The sequence below is a fragment of the Microcoleus sp. B3-D7 genome (assembly GCF_036705305.1).
GTDB lineage: Bacteria > Cyanobacteriota > Cyanobacteriia > Cyanobacteriales > Microcoleaceae > Microcoleus.
Genome location: NZ_JAUBUE010000008.1, coordinates 180,567 through 196,175 on the forward strand (window position 1 = coordinate 180,567; position 15,609 = coordinate 196,175).

10 protein-coding genes are annotated in these 15,609 nt (G+C 45.1%); 5 read left to right on the forward strand and 5 right to left on the reverse strand.

Annotation, left to right across the window (positions count from 1 at the left end; translation table 11 throughout):
* Positions 1-85 precede the first annotated feature (85 nt).
* The 4 genes from QUB25_RS08995 to QUB25_RS09010 all read right to left on the reverse strand — a co-directional run bounded on the left by QUB25_RS08995 (position 86) and on the right by QUB25_RS09010 (position 7,649).
* A complete protein-coding gene (locus QUB25_RS08995; protein ID WP_333063678.1) occupies positions 86-583 on the reverse strand; it encodes a hypothetical protein in 498 nt (165 codons plus the stop codon).
* A gap of 314 nt (positions 584-897) precedes the next feature.
* On the reverse strand, positions 898-2,685 hold the full coding sequence (locus tag QUB25_RS09000; protein ID WP_333182852.1) for a PAS domain-containing sensor histidine kinase: 1,788 nt from the start codon (positions 2,683-2,685) through the stop codon (positions 898-900).
* Positions 2,686-2,712: 27 nt separating this feature from the next.
* Positions 2,713-5,802, reverse strand: coding sequence for an MASE1 domain-containing protein (locus tag QUB25_RS09005; protein WP_333182853.1), 3,090 nt, complete (start codon positions 5,800-5,802; stop codon positions 2,713-2,715).
* A 212-nt stretch (positions 5,803-6,014) separates the two neighbouring features.
* Positions 6,015-7,649, reverse strand: coding sequence for a serine/threonine-protein kinase (locus QUB25_RS09010; protein ID WP_333182855.1), 1,635 nt, complete (start codon positions 7,647-7,649; stop codon positions 6,015-6,017).
* A gap of 533 nt (positions 7,650-8,182) precedes the next feature.
* On the opposite strand from QUB25_RS09010, the gene pheT reads away from it, so the two are divergent.
* Positions 8,183-10,627: a phenylalanine--tRNA ligase subunit beta gene (gene pheT / locus QUB25_RS09015; protein ID WP_333182857.1), complete on the forward strand. Its 2,445-nt coding sequence runs from the start codon at positions 8,183-8,185 to the stop codon at positions 10,625-10,627.
* A 68-nt stretch (positions 10,628-10,695) separates the two neighbouring features.
* On the opposite strand, the gene QUB25_RS09020 is transcribed toward pheT, so the two are convergent.
* Entirely contained in the window at positions 10,696-11,268 is a 573-nt protein-coding gene (locus QUB25_RS09020; protein WP_333182858.1) for a Uma2 family endonuclease, read from the reverse strand.
* A gap of 156 nt (positions 11,269-11,424) precedes the next feature.
* On the opposite strand from QUB25_RS09020, the gene QUB25_RS09025 reads away from it, so the two are divergent.
* The 4 genes from QUB25_RS09025 to QUB25_RS09040 all read left to right on the forward strand — a co-directional run bounded on the left by QUB25_RS09025 (position 11,425) and on the right by QUB25_RS09040 (position 15,554).
* Positions 11,425-11,694 carry a YciI family protein gene (locus tag QUB25_RS09025; protein WP_190662223.1) on the forward strand — a complete coding sequence of 90 codons (270 nt, stop codon included), beginning with the start codon at positions 11,425-11,427 and terminating at the stop codon, positions 11,692-11,694.
* 126 nt (positions 11,695-11,820) lie between these two features.
* Positions 11,821-13,635, forward strand: a complete 1,815-nt coding sequence (locus tag QUB25_RS09030) for a hypothetical protein (RefSeq protein ID WP_333182860.1) — start codon at positions 11,821-11,823, stop codon at positions 13,633-13,635.
* Between the two features lie 18 nt (positions 13,636-13,653).
* The gene (locus QUB25_RS09035; protein WP_333182862.1) at positions 13,654-14,847 is read left to right on the forward strand and encodes a hypothetical protein; all 1,194 of its coding nucleotides are present in this window, start codon (positions 13,654-13,656) and stop codon (positions 14,845-14,847) included.
* Entirely contained in the window at positions 14,844-15,554 is a 711-nt protein-coding gene (locus tag QUB25_RS09040) for a hypothetical protein (protein WP_333182864.1), read from the forward strand. The genes QUB25_RS09035 and QUB25_RS09040 overlap by 4 nt, the downstream gene beginning before the upstream one ends.
* Positions 15,555-15,609 lie beyond the last annotated feature (55 nt).

Below are 15,609 nucleotides of genomic sequence, written 5' to 3' on the forward strand. Positions count from 1 at the left end.
ATGACTGTTGACTGTTAAATGTTGACTGTTGACTGTTGACTGTTAAAAATCTAAAATCTCAAATCTAAAATTGATGGGCTGATTACTAATTACTGATGAATCTAATTGTCGTCATCCGATTGTATAAATCGGGGGCGGTGCGAATGATTTTTCTCAGCAGATCATCAGTCACCCAAAAGACGAGGGGAAACGAAAATTTTTTGCTGAATTCACTGCATAATAGGTTGGTAGAAACGAGCAATCTATCGATCGGCTCCACGGATTCCAAACCGAGGAGCATTAAAGCTGGAGGCTTTTCGCCGTCTATTTCTGCTGCGATTGTCGCGTAGAGAGTTGTCGCCGATTTGGGCAAAAACAGTTGCCGCGGTTTCACGGGACAATTTGCTTGCAGCCGATCGACTATTTGCTGCCGCAAAGTTAGCGAGTTGCAGTGGACTAAAACGAAAGAAAAATAACCTTGGGAAAGACGGAGCGCCCGCATTAAAGTTGAGAACGACCGCTCGTTATATTTAGCTGAGTCGTACTTAGCTGCATTGTCTTTAGCTGTATTTCCTGAGCTTTGCTCGATAAACATAAATTGCATATTTTTTATCTAGTTTTAGAGATTTTCTAGATTAAATGATGTTTCTAAAGAAAATGTGAAGATCTAAAATTTATTTTTCCTTTAAAAACTTTTGGGAAGTATACCACGCTTTTAAATTAATATCAATAGCCCGATCGAAATAGTCCGATCGACAGATTTGGCTGGAACCACACAAAAAGCACCTGCCACGGCACAACAAAAGTATAGCCGCAGGCAGAAGGAAGAAGCATATTTCGCAAGGGTTTCAGCAAGTAATAAAGTTCTAAATATCTGGCACAATTGCTAGATAAAATGTAATTAAGAATACAAAAAAATTACCGGAAATTCTCAGCCAGCGGCAAAGTAAACCAAAAACTTGCCCCAGCACCGGGAGTGCTAATTACCCCAATTTGGCCGCCGTGAGCACCAATGATTTGGCGACAAAGATATAGACCCAAACCCAAACCGACGGAGTGTCGGGAGCGATCGCCCCTAACGTAAAGGTCAAAAAGATGTTCGCACTGTTCCGGCAATATTCCCACCCCGTCATCTTCAACGGTACAGTAAATCATGCTACTTGGGGAATTGGGGATTGGGGATTGTGGATTGGTAAGCGGTAATTTGTCGGTGTCTTGTTTTGCTGTGTTTTGATTTATAATTAATTTATCCGCCTTGATTACTTGAGCCGAAACAGTTAAATTTAGTCCCGGCAGATTGTGTTTCAAAGCATTAGCAATTAAATTAGATAAGACGCGCCATAACTGAGTCTTGTCAGCCTTCACGGCTGGCAAATCATCCGGCACCAAAATTTTAAAAGTAGCTTTACCCTCATTCATTAAAGGCTCCAAATCTGTCGCAGCAGCTTCAACTACCGCCCTCAAATCAACGGCATCGAAGTGCAGAACCAAACCGCGCAATTCCCCGGCGTGAACTTCCAACAGCGAATTTATCAAGCGCAATTGCTGCTCGCTACCTTGAATCATCCGCTCCAAAACAGAACGGGGAATTGCGATCGAATCCCCAGGTTTCGTCTGCCAATTTTTCAGCACCATTAACATTCCCGCCACCGGGTTTCGCAAGTCGTGAGAAAGAGCGTGGATAAACAGCCGCAGCGATTCTTGTGCCTGTTTGCGCTGCGTGATATCCTCAATTAAACCCTCATAATAAAGCACGGCGCCGCTGCTGTCCCGTACAGCCCGCGCCTTCTCAGAAATCCAGACAATACTGCCGTCTGAGCGGTAAATTTTAGATTCAAAATCCGATACTGTGCCGCTTTCCTCGATCGCTCGCAAAAACTCATTTCTGCGAGCCGGATCGACATACAACTGCCGCTCGATATCAGTAAACTTTGCCGTCACTTCTTCCGGGGAATCGCAGCCGTAAATCCGCGCCAAAGCTGGATTGGCAGTAATATAACGGCCGTCAGGAGTGCTTTGAAAAATCCCCTCGCCGGCATTCTCAAAAATGCTGCGGTACTTCGCCTCCGCCACCTCCAACTGCTGGTAAGCAGATTCCAACTCACGCCTGGTACTAAACTCTTTCCGTTGCAGACATTCGTACCAATAAACCGACAAATCGCAAATCAAACAAATCCAAAACAAATATAAATACAACCCGGTCAACTTAAAAGGAGTATACTTAGCCAAACTTAGATTTAAAACCAAATTTATCCCGACGTGGCAACACAAAACGCCGAGTTGAGAAATCAGGTGGAGGCGCCAGCGGACGGGGATCAGCGTAGCTTGGATCAGAAACGCTAAAATCCAGGTAAAAATTGGTAATTCCCCAGCTTGTGCGACAGCTAGCCCAAGCTGTACAACCACCGTCAGCGACCACGAAAAAGCCAAAAATAGCAAACCGGGATAGCGCTGTCCGAAGGAGGTTTTTTGCAACACAAAACAGGTCAACAAACCCAGTTCTACAGCAGCGCTCGTGTACAAATAAACACTTTTAAACTCCTGGCGAGCGAAGAATCTTTCGCCTAGAAAATAGACCGTTATTGTGAAGGCAAAAAAGATGGCAATTCCGACTGCAGGGCGCAGCCGCTCTCGGAGGAAGCGATCGCGCCACACCTCGTAAACCGTTAACGCCTGAACGGATTTTGCATTGCCCAAATAGTTCATAGCATTTTAGATTTTAGATTTTAGATTTTAGATTGACAAAGATCGATCGTCCGAGTTGACAGCAGGTAGCGAAAACCAGAAAGTCGAACCACCGCCGGGAGTGCTTTCGACGCCGATTTCGCCGCCGTGAGCTTTGATAATTTGCTTGGAGAGGTACAAGCCCAAACCCAGCCCTGTTAATTGTCGGCTATTAGGGTCGTGAACGTAAAGTTCAAATAGAGATTCCCGCTGTTTGGGGCTGATTCCCACTCCATTATCTGTTACAGTACAGCGAACCATTTTTACGGTGACTTCGGGCAATTTGCTGCCGATATTGGCAATTTGCCCCTGATAGCGAGGCATTTTGCCACTGCCGTCGAGGTTAAATTTGGCCAGAGTTTCCTGATTTTTCTGGGTGGTCTCGCCTATCCTAGGACGATCGCCCTCAGAAGATATCCGGTTAGCGATACAGCGGGCGAGCTGAGTATTTTGAGATTTTAAAACCTGTGAATTTTCTTCAAAATTTAGCGTTTTTTCAACTTCTATTACTTCTGCTTTAAAAGTGATATTGACTCCCGGATGATTGTGTTTGATAGCATTAGTCAACAGATTTTCCAACACCCGCTGCAAGTGTTTGCTGTCGCCATAGACTCTCGGCAAATCCGTCGGTATTTCCTGAGTCAAAGTTGCTTGGTTTTTGGCCAGCATCGGTTCTAACTCGCCAACAATTGCTGAAGTTAAACACTGTAAGTGCAGCGGTACAGTATTCAGAACAATACCTTTGACCTCGCTAGCGTGAGCGTCGAGCAGGGAATTAACCATAGTCAACTGGTGTTCGCTGCCCTGAACGATCCGCTCCAAAATCGATCGAGAAACCGGAACATCTTGTAGAGAATCAGAGGCCGATTTGTTGAGCAAATTTTTCAGCAGTATTAACATTCCCATAACAGGAGTGCGGAGATTGTGAGAAACTGCGTGCAAAAATAGGTCTTTGAGGCGGTTGCTTTCTTGCAGTTCGTGCATTTTTTGCTGTAGTTGGCGGGTGCGTTCCTCCACTTGAGATTCCAAGTTGGCATTGAGAGCTTTTACCTGCTGCAAAAGTTGGGCTTGCTGGAGAGCGATCGCCACTTGGGTAGCGAGTCTTTCCAACAAATCAATTTCAAATTCCTGCCACTGGCGAGGCCCGGAGCACTGGTTGACGGCCAAGATCCCGAACAATTCATCCCCCAGGACGATCGGCACATTTAACGTCGCGCGAATTTGATAGTCGCTGTACAATTGGGCAATTGGAACGCTGAGTTGAACGCTAGCAGTATCGGAGATAGTCCGGACGCGGTTGTTAGCATAAAAAGTTTTCTGGCTTTCGAGGTGATTCTCGTCAGCGAGTACCCACCCCAAAAGAGAACGGCATTGAGCATCCACAGACTCGGCCACAACCTTACCGTATACCGGGTTAGGAAGATTTACCCCGTCCGCGTCCACAATACCGATGAAAGCGCGGTCTGCCTTGAAAAATTGCCGGACTTCGGCAACAGTAGTGTTGAGAATTTCTTCTAGGTCGAGGGAGTTGCGAATTCGCAGGGCGATTTCTGAGAGCAAGCGATCGCGATCGGAGGACGCCCGCAAAGCGGTTTCCGCGCGGTGGCGTTCGGTAACGTCTTGGACTGTGGCGGCGATCGCCCCTGACTCAATTGCCGACTGTTCGCAGACAGTGCGTTCGGAGCCATCTGCCAGCACAATTCGGTAGTTAATGCAATAGGCTTTGCGCTCCAACATAGCTTGGCGCTGCGATCGCGCCACCAATTCTCGGTCTTCTGGATGTACAGCCTGCAAAAAAACTTCTGGTGTCGGTTTGACAGTTCCGGGAGCAAAACCCAAGAGGCGGTAAAGTTCGTTTGACCACCGCAATTCGATATTGGATATATGATGTTCTGCGGATTCTTGGCAGTTGTCAGTTGCTGTGAGGGCGGCGCAATTTAAATCCCAATTTCCCAACTGAGCGATGCGCTGAGCATTGGCTAAACTAGCTTCGCGATCGCGCAGCATGGCAGCCGTGCGGCGCACCTCCACCAGCGCTTGCTGGCGTTCTGCTACGGCGGCGGCCAACATCAGAGCCACAAGGGCGATCGTACCGGTAAAAGCTTGTAAAAATAAAACCGCCTGTTTGAGATTATCGCTTTTGGCCAAAAAGGGGCCACCTCCCTGTACTGCTCCCCAAATCGCGATGTAAGAGACGATCGAATAAGCAAAAATCGCTCCCGCCGGTTGAAACCGCAGGGCAGCCCAAACTATCAGAGGAAAAGGCAGATACTCCAGCGGATACTGCGCGATCGCCGCCTGTGTTTTCGAGCAAAAAAACAACCAGCTAACGCTCAGCAATAGAGTCAGCCAGAGCGCTATTTCTGAATAATTAATAATTAAAAATATAAGATTATAACGGTTTTCACTTGCAGGGAATGTGTGTCTACGATTAGCAATTGTTAGTTGGGAATTAGTAATTAATAATTGATTATTTTGTCTTTTAAAAAGTGCTATAAAAGTTGAAATAATGGGTTTTTTTAATGAAAATTTAAAACTATTAACGGCGTGGTTCAAAGTCAGCAGCACTGGCGTCACTAGCAAAATTCCCATGCCGTCTCCGAGCCACGTAGTCCACCAGTTGCGAGAGAAATTGCTCCACTGAGCCCAACCAAAAATGCACGTTCCCAAGTTGCCGAGGATAGAGCCGACCAAAGTAGACCCGATGACAGCGCCCGCTACTAAAGCCAGAACATCTCGCAATCGATCGAGTTTGGTAGAAAATCCGCTCTCCCTCAGCAAAGCCTCTCCAGCCAGCGCTTGCAGGGTGACGCTAAAGGCCGATGTGACAATGACAGCCGACGGTATACCCCCGGTAGAGTTTAACAGCACCGAACCGAGGACAATTCCCGGCCACATCCGTCGTCCTTGCAGTAGCAGTGCTGCTAGAGCAATACCGGCGGGCGGCCACACGGGGGAGGGTTCGGCTTTCACCAGTCCCAGCATCGACACTGCGAGTTTTCCGGTAACAAAGTAGGCCAGGGCCAGGATGCCGGTGTACAGAAGCATTCGAGTGCGGGGGTTGAGCAATTTCATGTTGAGTGCGATCGAATCCTCCATTCCTAGTTTTTAATTTAGGCGGCTTTGGGGCGATCGAACTTCCTCCTGACGACTCACCTGACTGGGGGAGTGGGGAGTTGACTGTTGAGTGTTGACTGTTGACTGTTGACTGTTGTGATTGGTGATTAGTAGCAGCTAACAACTCCCCATGCTCCATGCCCCATGCCCAATGCCCCATGCCCCATGCCCCATGCCCCATGCCCCATGACTTCTTAAAATCCAAAACTCCGCTTACCATCCGGCTTAACAGTAAGCCAATTAGTCTTTGCCATTGCCAGTTGTTCCTCAGAAACTGTAGCGTTCGTAAGATTCGCCCCGCACAAATTTGCTCCCCGCAAATTCGCCTTAGTCAAATAAGCCCCCGTCAAGTCAGCACCCCGGAAATCCGCGCCTTCAAAATTGGCAGTGCTGCAATAAGCCTCAGTCAAATTAGCATCTCGCAAATTCGCCTGAATTAACCTCGCGTGACCCAAATTCGCCCCCGACAAATCCGCTGCTTGCAAATTTGCCTTCACCAACCTAGCCTGATAAAAATTACTTCCCGCTAACTGCGCTTTTTGCAGTTGCAAACCCGACAGTTCGCAGTCAGCAAAATCGCGCTTGCCTTTAAAATATGCCGCTCGCACGCTGTTGGTGTCCCACTTAGGAGCAACTTTCGATAGCTTTGACGCTGCTAAATTGCCGCTAGAAGGTCCAACGGTTCCCAAAGTTCTGCCGGACTCAGCCAGAGTTCGGGAAACTCTCGGCTGCATCCCCGTGTTCCCGGATTGGGTGAAGGAAGTTCTACCAATGCGGCTTTGGTTTGACGATCGTAAATCTTGATTAATTTTGCTCTCAGGCCGTGACCACGAAGAACCCTCGTCATTAAATATTGTCGGTTCTTCAACAGTACGAGAAGAGCCGTTGAATTGAGTTGCCAAGCCATCCATCAGACTTGGGTCTTCAAATTCGCCGGAGAGAGCTCTGAGGACATCTGCTGCCGATTGGAAGCGGTGGCCAACCATCGGCTTGAGCATTTTTTCGAGAATCCGCGCAAAATATGGGCTCACCTGAACGTGGGGCTGCCAAACAATTTCGCCGGTTACTCCATCAAAATCTAAATCCTTGGGCGATTTTCCTGTCAGCAAGTACAAGCAAGTCATGCCCACCGCGTAGATGTCGCTGGCAAATATCGGCCGCAGCGCCATTTGTTCCGGGGGGGCAAAACTAAATGTGCCGACTGAAAATTTCGTGTTGGCGCTTTGGTCGGCGGGGTCTAATAATATTGTTTGGCTAACTTGGTCTTTTACCGCTCCGAAGTCAATCAGAACTAAGTGGCCGTCTTGAACTCGGCGAATAATATTTGCGGGTTTGATGTCTCGGTGAATTACTCCTTGGCTGTGGATATATTGCACTACTGGCAGAATTTCTAATAGAAAATTTTTAACGTCCGATTCGTTGAAACGGCCTGAGTGCTTGACTTCTTGTTTCAAAGTCGAGCCTTTAACATACTCTTGAACTAAGTAAAATTGCTGTTCGGTTTCAAAATAGTCTAGCAGCCTCGGTACTTGCGGGTGGTCGCCCAGTTGGCCGAGGGTTTTTGCCTCTCGCTTGAATAATTCCCGCGCCATTTCTAAAACTCGCGGGGACGAACTACTGGGTCGCAGTTGCTTGACTACACAACTCGGTTGACCGGGCAATGAGATGTCTTTTGCCAGAAATGTAGCTCCAAAACCTCCTTGTCCTAACGGTTCCATGACTCGGTAGCGAGCCCGCAGCAATAACCGCGCACCGCACGTCTGACATTGGAGAATAGAGTCAGTAGGATTTTGAGGATGGGGACAGCCCGGATTTACGCAGTAGCTCATATTGATTGAGTTTGCCTATGTTGTTCTGATCTTGTCAGCGTCGCTCGACTGCACAAATAGCCTGTTCCTGCTTCTGGTAGACATACTAATCTATCAGTTGTCGGCGGGCCGTGCGTCGGATTGCGAATTGGAATTGCACCTAAGTCTTTTATGCCGATATCTTTTCCCTATTTTGATTATCTCGCTGGTTTGAGTTTTTTCGGTTGATTATCCTTGAAGATAGTTTAAAGACTTGCTAAAGTTGTGCTTTTTTGTGTAAAGTCTTTCTAAACTTAAGTGCTTTTTGCGTTGTTAGATGTATCTAGCATACCTCATTCTCTGAATGAGAATGCTACTCATGCCCCAGTAGACATCTACCTTTGGTCATATTCCTCCTTTTTGCTTATGTGTACCATAACAGTCTTGACAAAATTGAATTCGTATGCTATGAAAAGCTTTCCCGAATAAATTCTGGGACTCAAAAGTCGTAGCCTGTCGGCGCCGACTTTTGACTAATAACTACCGAGCACTGACAACTAACTACTGACTAAATTATGCGTATATCTCTAAAGTGGCTCCGGGAATTGGTGGATGTGGTGATATCCCCGGAAGAATTAGCCGAAACCCTGACAATGGCTGGGTTTGAAGTGGAAGAAATTGAAGACCGCCGCCCGTGGGCAAGCGGCGTAGTTTTGGGCAAAATCATTGCCTGCGAACAGCATCCGAATGCAGACAAATTGAGAGTTTGTCAAGTGGATGTGGGTTCCTCAGAAGCTTTGAATATTGTTTGCGGCGCACCGAACGCTAGGGCAGACATTTACGTGCCTGTCGCTGTTGTCGGCACTTATTTATCGACTATTGATTTAAAGATTAAACCGGCTAAATTGCGCGGCGTTCCTTCCGAAGGAATGATTTGCTCTCGGGCGGAATTGGGACTATCTAAAGAGTCAGCCGGGATTCACATTTTTGAGTTAGAAAATCCCCAATTGGGCAGCGATATTCGCCCGCTTTTGGGTTTAGATGACGTGATTTTAGATTTGACAGCAACTGCCAACCGTGCTGACGCTTTGAGCATGGTGGGCGTAGCGCGAGAAGTCGCGGCGCTGACTGGGGCGAGTTTGAGAATTCCGGCAGCGAATGATGTGGCGATTGAGGGCAAAGAAAGTCCTGGTTTGGCAGTAGAAATATCAGAACCGCAAGGATGCCCGATTTACATCGGCACGGCAATTGAAGGTGTGAAAATTGGTGCTTCTCCAGCTTGGTTGCAGCAGCGGTTGCAGGCAGCGGGAGTGCGGCCGATTAATAATGTGGTGGACGTAACTAATTACATTTTATTGGAATGGGGACAACCGCTGCACGCTTTCGATCGCGATCGCCTGCAATCTTTCACGGGTACTCAAGATATCAGCATCGGCGTCCGCTTTGCCAAAACAGGGGAATCCTTCAAAACTTTGGACGGACAAAACCGAAATTTGCAAGCTCAAAATCTGTTAATTACTGCTAGCGACAAACCTGTAGCTTTGGCTGGGGTAATGGGCGGCGAAGACACGGAAGTTCACGAAGGAACGCAAAATTTAGTCTTGGAAGCGGCGATTTTTGACCAGGCAACGATTCGCCGTTCTGCGCGCGCTCAAGGCCTGCGTAGCGAGGCATCGATCCGCTACGAACGGGGGGTGAATCAGGCAGCCTTGGCGACGGCCTGCAACCGCGCTGTTGCCCTAATTTTGGATTTGGCTGGAGGCGTTGCGACGGTGCAGAAAACGGCGAGTTCGGGCGAGGATTTGAGTTTTAGCCGATCGGTCGAATTGCGTTTAGACCGAGTAAATCTGATTTTAGGGCAGTTAAAAAGAGGAGAAACTGGCGGTTCTAAATATCTGGAACCGGAAGAGGTAAAAAATATTCTCACAGCCTTGGGATGCGAAGTTGTTGCAACGGAAAAAGAGCGGGTTTGGAATGTGACGGTGCCTCCTTACCGCTACCGGGATTTAGAAAGGGAAATTGATTTAATTGAAGAAGTTGCCAGACTCCACGGTTATGACAATTTCTGCGATACTTTGCCCAGCAAAACTGAACCCGGTTATTTGTCAGCGGAATATGCGGCAATTCGGAATGTGCGATCGGCTTTTCGGGCGGCCGGTTTGACGGAACTGATGCACTATTCTTTGGTGAAAACTGAGGGAGAAAATCAGGTTGTACTGGCGAATCCGCTGTTTGTGGAGTATTCGGCTTTGCGGACAGAAATGCTGTCGGGTTTGATTGATGCTTTCCAGTACAATTTGGAACAGGGAAATGGGGCGCTAAACGGTTTTGAAGTCGGCCGCATTTTCTGGAAAGATGGGGATGCAATGAAGGAAGCCGATGCAGTGGCGGGGATTATTGGCGGCGATCCGACTGTGTGGAAATGGCAGCAGGGAGGGCGCGATCGACCTTTGACTTGGTTTGAGGCCAAGGGGGTTTTGGAAAGCGCGTTTCAGGAGTTGGGTTTGTCCGTGGAATATCAAAAGGACTCCTCTAATACACGCTTGCATCCTGGCCGCACCGCTGCGTTATCCTTAAACGGGAAACATTTAGGAGTTTTTGGACAGTTGCACCCGCAATTGCAGCAAGAAAAGGATTTGCCTGAGCAGGTTTACGTGTTTCAATTAGATTTGGCGGTGCTGTTGGCAGCGGTGAATCGATCGAACAACTTAACTCGCAAGTTTGCGGGTTATTCGAGTTTTCCGGCTTCTGACAGAGACATTGCATTTTTTGCACCGGTTGAAGTTCCGGTTGTTGAGATGCAGAGTGCGATGAAAAAGGCGGCCGGGAGTTTGCTGGATTCAGTGGAACTGTTCGACGAATATCGGGGCGACAACGTACCGGCGGGACAGCGGAGTTTGGCTTTTCGGTTAATTTACCGCGCGGGCGATCGAACTTTGAGCGAAACTGATGTCGAACCGGCCCAACAAAAAGTCCGCGATGTCCTAGTTGAGAAATTCGGCGTTAGTTTGAGAAGCTAAAATAGCCCGTCAGTCACCAAGGTCGGCCGGCAGGGGTTTTAACCCCTGCCGGACTCAGCGAAAGAGCATTAAATTAGCTCCAACGGCCGCAACATATCCCGAACCATAAACGAAACATCAGGAAACTGCAAAGGAGAAATACTCGCATCATCTCCAAGAACTACTGTACTCTCATAGCCATCCTGACTCGGTTCTCGGAATACGTGAAGTTGCCGATTATTAACATCCAAAACCCAATAATCCGCAATTCCAGACTGAGCATAAAGATTTGCTTTTATCCCCAAATCCGTTTTCAGGGTTGTATCAGCAACTTCAATAATCAGATAAACTTCAGAAGGAGTTGGATGACGGTCTTCATAGTAAAGTGGATCTCGCACAAGTAAAGCAATATCTGGTTCCGGTTCCGAGTGATCATTTAACCGAACAGGATCTTGTATACTTAGCAATACTAACCCCCATAAAAGGTTCTGCAATAGTTCTACAGTCCGTTTCAGCGCCGCACCGTGGGCTGTTCCTTTTGCTGCCATCTTTACTATCTGTCCTGCCAATAATTCTACTCGTTCGTCTTCGTCAAAAATACCAATTTCTGCCATTCGGTGATATTCTTCAACTGTCAAAAGGCGAATGTCTAATAAAGTCATAAATTTTTCCTCCGCTCCAACAAACAAACATCTCTTTTTCCCCTCTTCCTCTGCGCCCTCTGCGGTCAATTAATCTTAATCCTTAAAATTTTCGTTAAATCCTGTTACTCCTATTGTACAATAATTTTTAAACAAATTCATCTAAGGCTCAAAATCGTGACCAAATATGTAATGTGGGGAAGTTACTGCGAAGACGTTCTAGAAAAACGCGCTCCCTTTCGAGACGCTCATTTAGCAGGATTGGCTAAGCAGAAGGAATCGGGTGTGTTAAGTACGATCGGGCCAACGAAAGATTTAACAAAAGTTTTTGCAATTTACGAAGCGGAAGATGAGGCGCAGGTGCGACAATTGGTGGAAGCCGATCCTTATTGGGTAAATGGGGTTTGGACTGAGTACGACGTGAAAGAGTGGATTCAAGCTTTTTGAAGCGATATAGAACTTAGGAATTATTTCGTAAGTCGGAACAGAACGTACTCCACTTGACTAATAAATCAATGTCTGCTATCATAGCTGAATTGCATAAGTTGTCAAGCGGTGCGAGGAGGTTGCAGAGTGAATACCCTAAGAACGGCAGGCGGGGATTTAGTTGCGGTTGACTGTAGTGACATATTGGACAAGATTTTAGAAGTTTTAGAGAAGCCAGAGACTCAGAATCCTTTTAAGATACATGGTAATGGCGATCGTCTGCTCATCGACATTGACAGCATAGCCGAAGAAGTCGCAGGTTTGGGGGTAGAAAATCCTTTAGGTGCTTCGGAACGCGGTGCTCGTACTGCGACAGTCAACTTTACCCCCGGTTTCAGAGAACGCTTTCCCAGTCAAATTACCAAAATTAAGAATAGTTTAAAAGCTAGGCTAGAGTCGGCAATTAAGCAACACAATCAACAACTTAATATCGAACAGTTTGTGGCTAGCTTAATCACAGATTTGGAAAAATTAAAAAGTACCTCGGCCAAATTAGACTTTAGCTATCCCTTTGGAAACTATTCCGGGTTGCAAAAGCAGCGATTGAGTATTACAAAAAATGCTAGCAGCAAAGAACTGCTAAAATTTCATAAACTAACTATCACCGTTGGCAACACCAGTAAATTTAACACTGAGCTACAACAAGGCTTAGAAAATTATATCAAATCTCAGTTTGCTAGCGCTAGTGAGAGCGATCGCGAAGAATTGAATTATGTTCTAGAAGATTTACAAGCAGATCCCAAATCAGACTTCTACAAAATTAAAGAAATTGTAGATACAGAAACTATCGGAAAACTAAAAAAACAGGCACAAATATGTTATTTAGAATTTCTGGAAGACAACCTTACCACCAGCAATAACCCGTCAAATGCCGAGGGCCTAATTTATTTAAAAGACCTGATCCGGCGTCTCAAACGGATTGATGAGTATATAGGCAATCTCGAAAATGCCGACGGTCATTACTCGGTCAACTATGCAAACACAGACTTGAACTACCGAGATGCTTTTGCTCGTGCTGAATCATTCGATATGCTGCCTATTATTCCCAAAATAGAAGGATATTTAGGAGAAACCAAAGACGAAAATAAGGGAGATATCCAGTTTGTTTTTGGACTAAAGCTCAAGTTTAATAACCCAGTTCAAGCCTATGACGGTAAAACAGTCTTTGAGTATTATCTCAATCTGCTTGACCCGGAAAGTAAGGAACATAAAGCCGAACTTGATAAGCCGGCTAGAAAAGAAATCTTTGCTAAAAAGCTATTGAAGTTACTATTGTTGTACTATTTCGTTTTTGCCGGAAAAGACCCGTCATCAGATGGTTATACAGTTAACTCAGACTTAGAATACGATCCTATTCCAGGATTTGAAGAAAAAGTATTAAAAATCTTCAAAGGTTCTGATGAAGCCGCGAAAAAAATAGTTTTACAAGACATCAAAAAAGATTTTGAACAATATAACATTGCCTCTAAAATAGACACGCTCAAGAATCTCCTGCAAAAAATTCTGAAACACAAGCATTTGCCGAAGGAATTTCCGCTCCACATTTCGGTCAAAAAAAGCATTTTAGAGGATAGTATTAAAAATATTTCTACAAACTCTACATTCTTTAAGTCTGAGCTGCGAAACAACCCAAAGGAAGTATTAAAATATCTAGCTATTGGTCAAGCAAATGCCACTCAAAATTCCCTATGTACTCTCACAGCTCAAATCGCAATTAGTGATGTTCATTATTTTTCTACTGACGACTTGCAAAGCTTCAGCATGGAGTATGATATCACAGGCGTGAAAGCTATGCCAGTGTTGCTAATGCCAAAAGAGCAACTATCCAGAAAAACCTATGAGAACCTGTTTACAAAACGCAAAATAGTGGCTTTTCCATACAGTCTAGCTAGCAATAAATAGGATGCCAAAAAAAGTTTTGTGTATCGGTTTACCTTCGATTTGCTTGCCTATACTGGACTCAAATTGATTTTGCAAAAGCAAAGTAGATTATTTATTCCCATACTGCGGCTGCAACTGAGCAACCAACAGTCAGATTCGCCAGTAGAAGAGTTCATGCGTTCTTTATCTAAAAGGTTATCGCATTTACTCAATGAAGAACATCGGTCTAATTCTCAGGGTATTGATATCAGAAATGTAGAATACAAAGCTCCCAATGTGATGAGTTCTCTGTATTCTGTGTTGCCTAAAAAATTTACTTTTACCAACCCGTCAGATTCTCCAAAAGAACTCGACAAACTCGCTATAGTTATAGTTTCCAGTCGGGAAAGCGATGCTAGGTGGAATAGCGACCAAAAGCTGTCGAATTTGCAAGGAGAAATTGTCGGACTAACTCGTCAAAAAGATGGTTCGGTCAGGCTACAGTTGCTCAAAACCTTCTCGGAAACCTACGAACACGAACAGATGTTTAAAGAGCCTACTGTTGTGCGAGATGAAATCGAGAAAGTTTACAAAATGGGATTCAGGCATTTTCTCTACATTGCCAAAGCTCCCTATTCTAGTACATTGCACATGACACAAAAAGAAGAAGCTTTATTCTTCATGTCGAAAGATGTGATTAGATATTTCAAAGAAAACCATAACGATATCAAAATTTATCCGATGTTTTTTGATAAATATTATGCAGTTAAGCTGTCAGAAAGATTGGGAGTAAATTCTTTGTACATTCAGGATACGCTGGAGTTGACAGCTTTAGTGAAAGACCCAAGCAAGCGCTCCATTGTATTTTTTAATCTGTTTAACGGACTGGTAGTAGGCTCGGAGGCAGAACGCAATTATAGGGGTGTAATTTCCTATGCTACTTTGTTGAATATCTATAAAGATATACTGGACGATCGACATATTTATCAGGGATTGATTGACGATACTCAATTAAAAAATGATATTTTGCAGTATTTGACTTTGTTCCACTTTTCTCGCTACGAAAAAGAAGCTGGTAAAAACGCTAGAATTAGTTTTAAATTAGATCCTTACGAAAACCTCATAGGAGATCAATCTGTAGGCAAGTTATCTTTATACAAGCATATGGTCGGAATTGCGGAGTTTAATGCTTTGGCGTTTTTAACTAAACTTAAAGAAGTCTTAAATACACCGACACGAGGCACGCAGTCATGAAATCTAAGATAGCAGAAGATTTAGGGCGTTTGTTTGAAGTTGGGTTTAATATTGGCATTCTTGCTGGCATTAAAGAGAAGCAAATTAAGCATAAGTTTTCAAACTTATACCTTCAGGAATTGCGGCAGTTAGAGTTTCCGAAGATGCTGAGAAAAATTACCGATAAAATAACCAGTCCCCTGGAAAGGAAAATGGCTGAAAAGTGGAGTGTATTTTTCCTACAAAAAGGCTTTATATCTGGTTTAAACTTTTTTCGAGAATACCTCGAATCCACAGGTTGGAACAACTCCAATAAACTGCGACGTTTGGAAATCTTGTATTACCAATCCTGTTTTTGCGATGAGAGCAGCATTGGCACTTACGTTAAAGGTGAGGAACAGTGGTGTGGAGAAGTCTTATCTCAATTTGACCAGAGTGAAAATATTTCTCAGTATATTGAAGATTACAAAAAGAAAGGTGAGTTTCTGAAAGCGGATACTCTAATATTGCTGCGATATGGTAGGCAATTTAGGATTCTGTGTGTAGATTTGTCGGTGTTTTCGATTAGGACATCTGAGGATGTGACCAATCTCGACTATTTAGAGATTATTCGGCGTTTGTTGAGACGAGATATTAATTATTTGCGATCGAAAAGTGTTTTTTCTAAACTCCGCATAGATACGGAAAGTTCTGAGGTCGAGTTTTCGGGTCTTCTGGGTTGGCGGTGATAAGAAAGACTAATTAGAAAAGCAAGCTAATAGTCGATCTCGAAAATTGTCAAAA

Excerpts from the sequence above, each read along its gene's own strand:
- QUB25_RS08995 (WP_333063678.1), bottom strand. The coding sequence starts at position 583 with ATGCAATTTATGTTTATCGAGCAAAGCTCAGGAAATACAGCTAAAGAC.
- QUB25_RS09000 (WP_333182852.1), bottom strand. The coding sequence starts at position 2,685 with ATGAACTATTTGGGCAATGCAAAATCCGTTCAGGCGTTAACGGTTTAC.
- QUB25_RS09005 (WP_333182853.1), bottom strand. The coding sequence starts at position 5,802 with ATGGAGGATTCGATCGCACTCAACATGAAATTGCTCAACCCCCGCACT.
- QUB25_RS09010 (WP_333182855.1), bottom strand. The coding sequence starts at position 7,649 with ATGAGCTACTGCGTAAATCCGGGCTGTCCCCATCCTCAAAATCCTACT.
- pheT (WP_333182857.1), top strand. The coding sequence starts at position 8,183 with ATGCGTATATCTCTAAAGTGGCTCCGGGAATTGGTGGATGTGGTGATA.
- QUB25_RS09020 (WP_333182858.1), bottom strand. The coding sequence starts at position 11,268 with ATGACTTTATTAGACATTCGCCTTTTGACAGTTGAAGAATATCACCGA.
- QUB25_RS09040 (WP_333182864.1), top strand. The coding sequence starts at position 14,844 with ATGAAATCTAAGATAGCAGAAGATTTAGGGCGTTTGTTTGAAGTTGGG.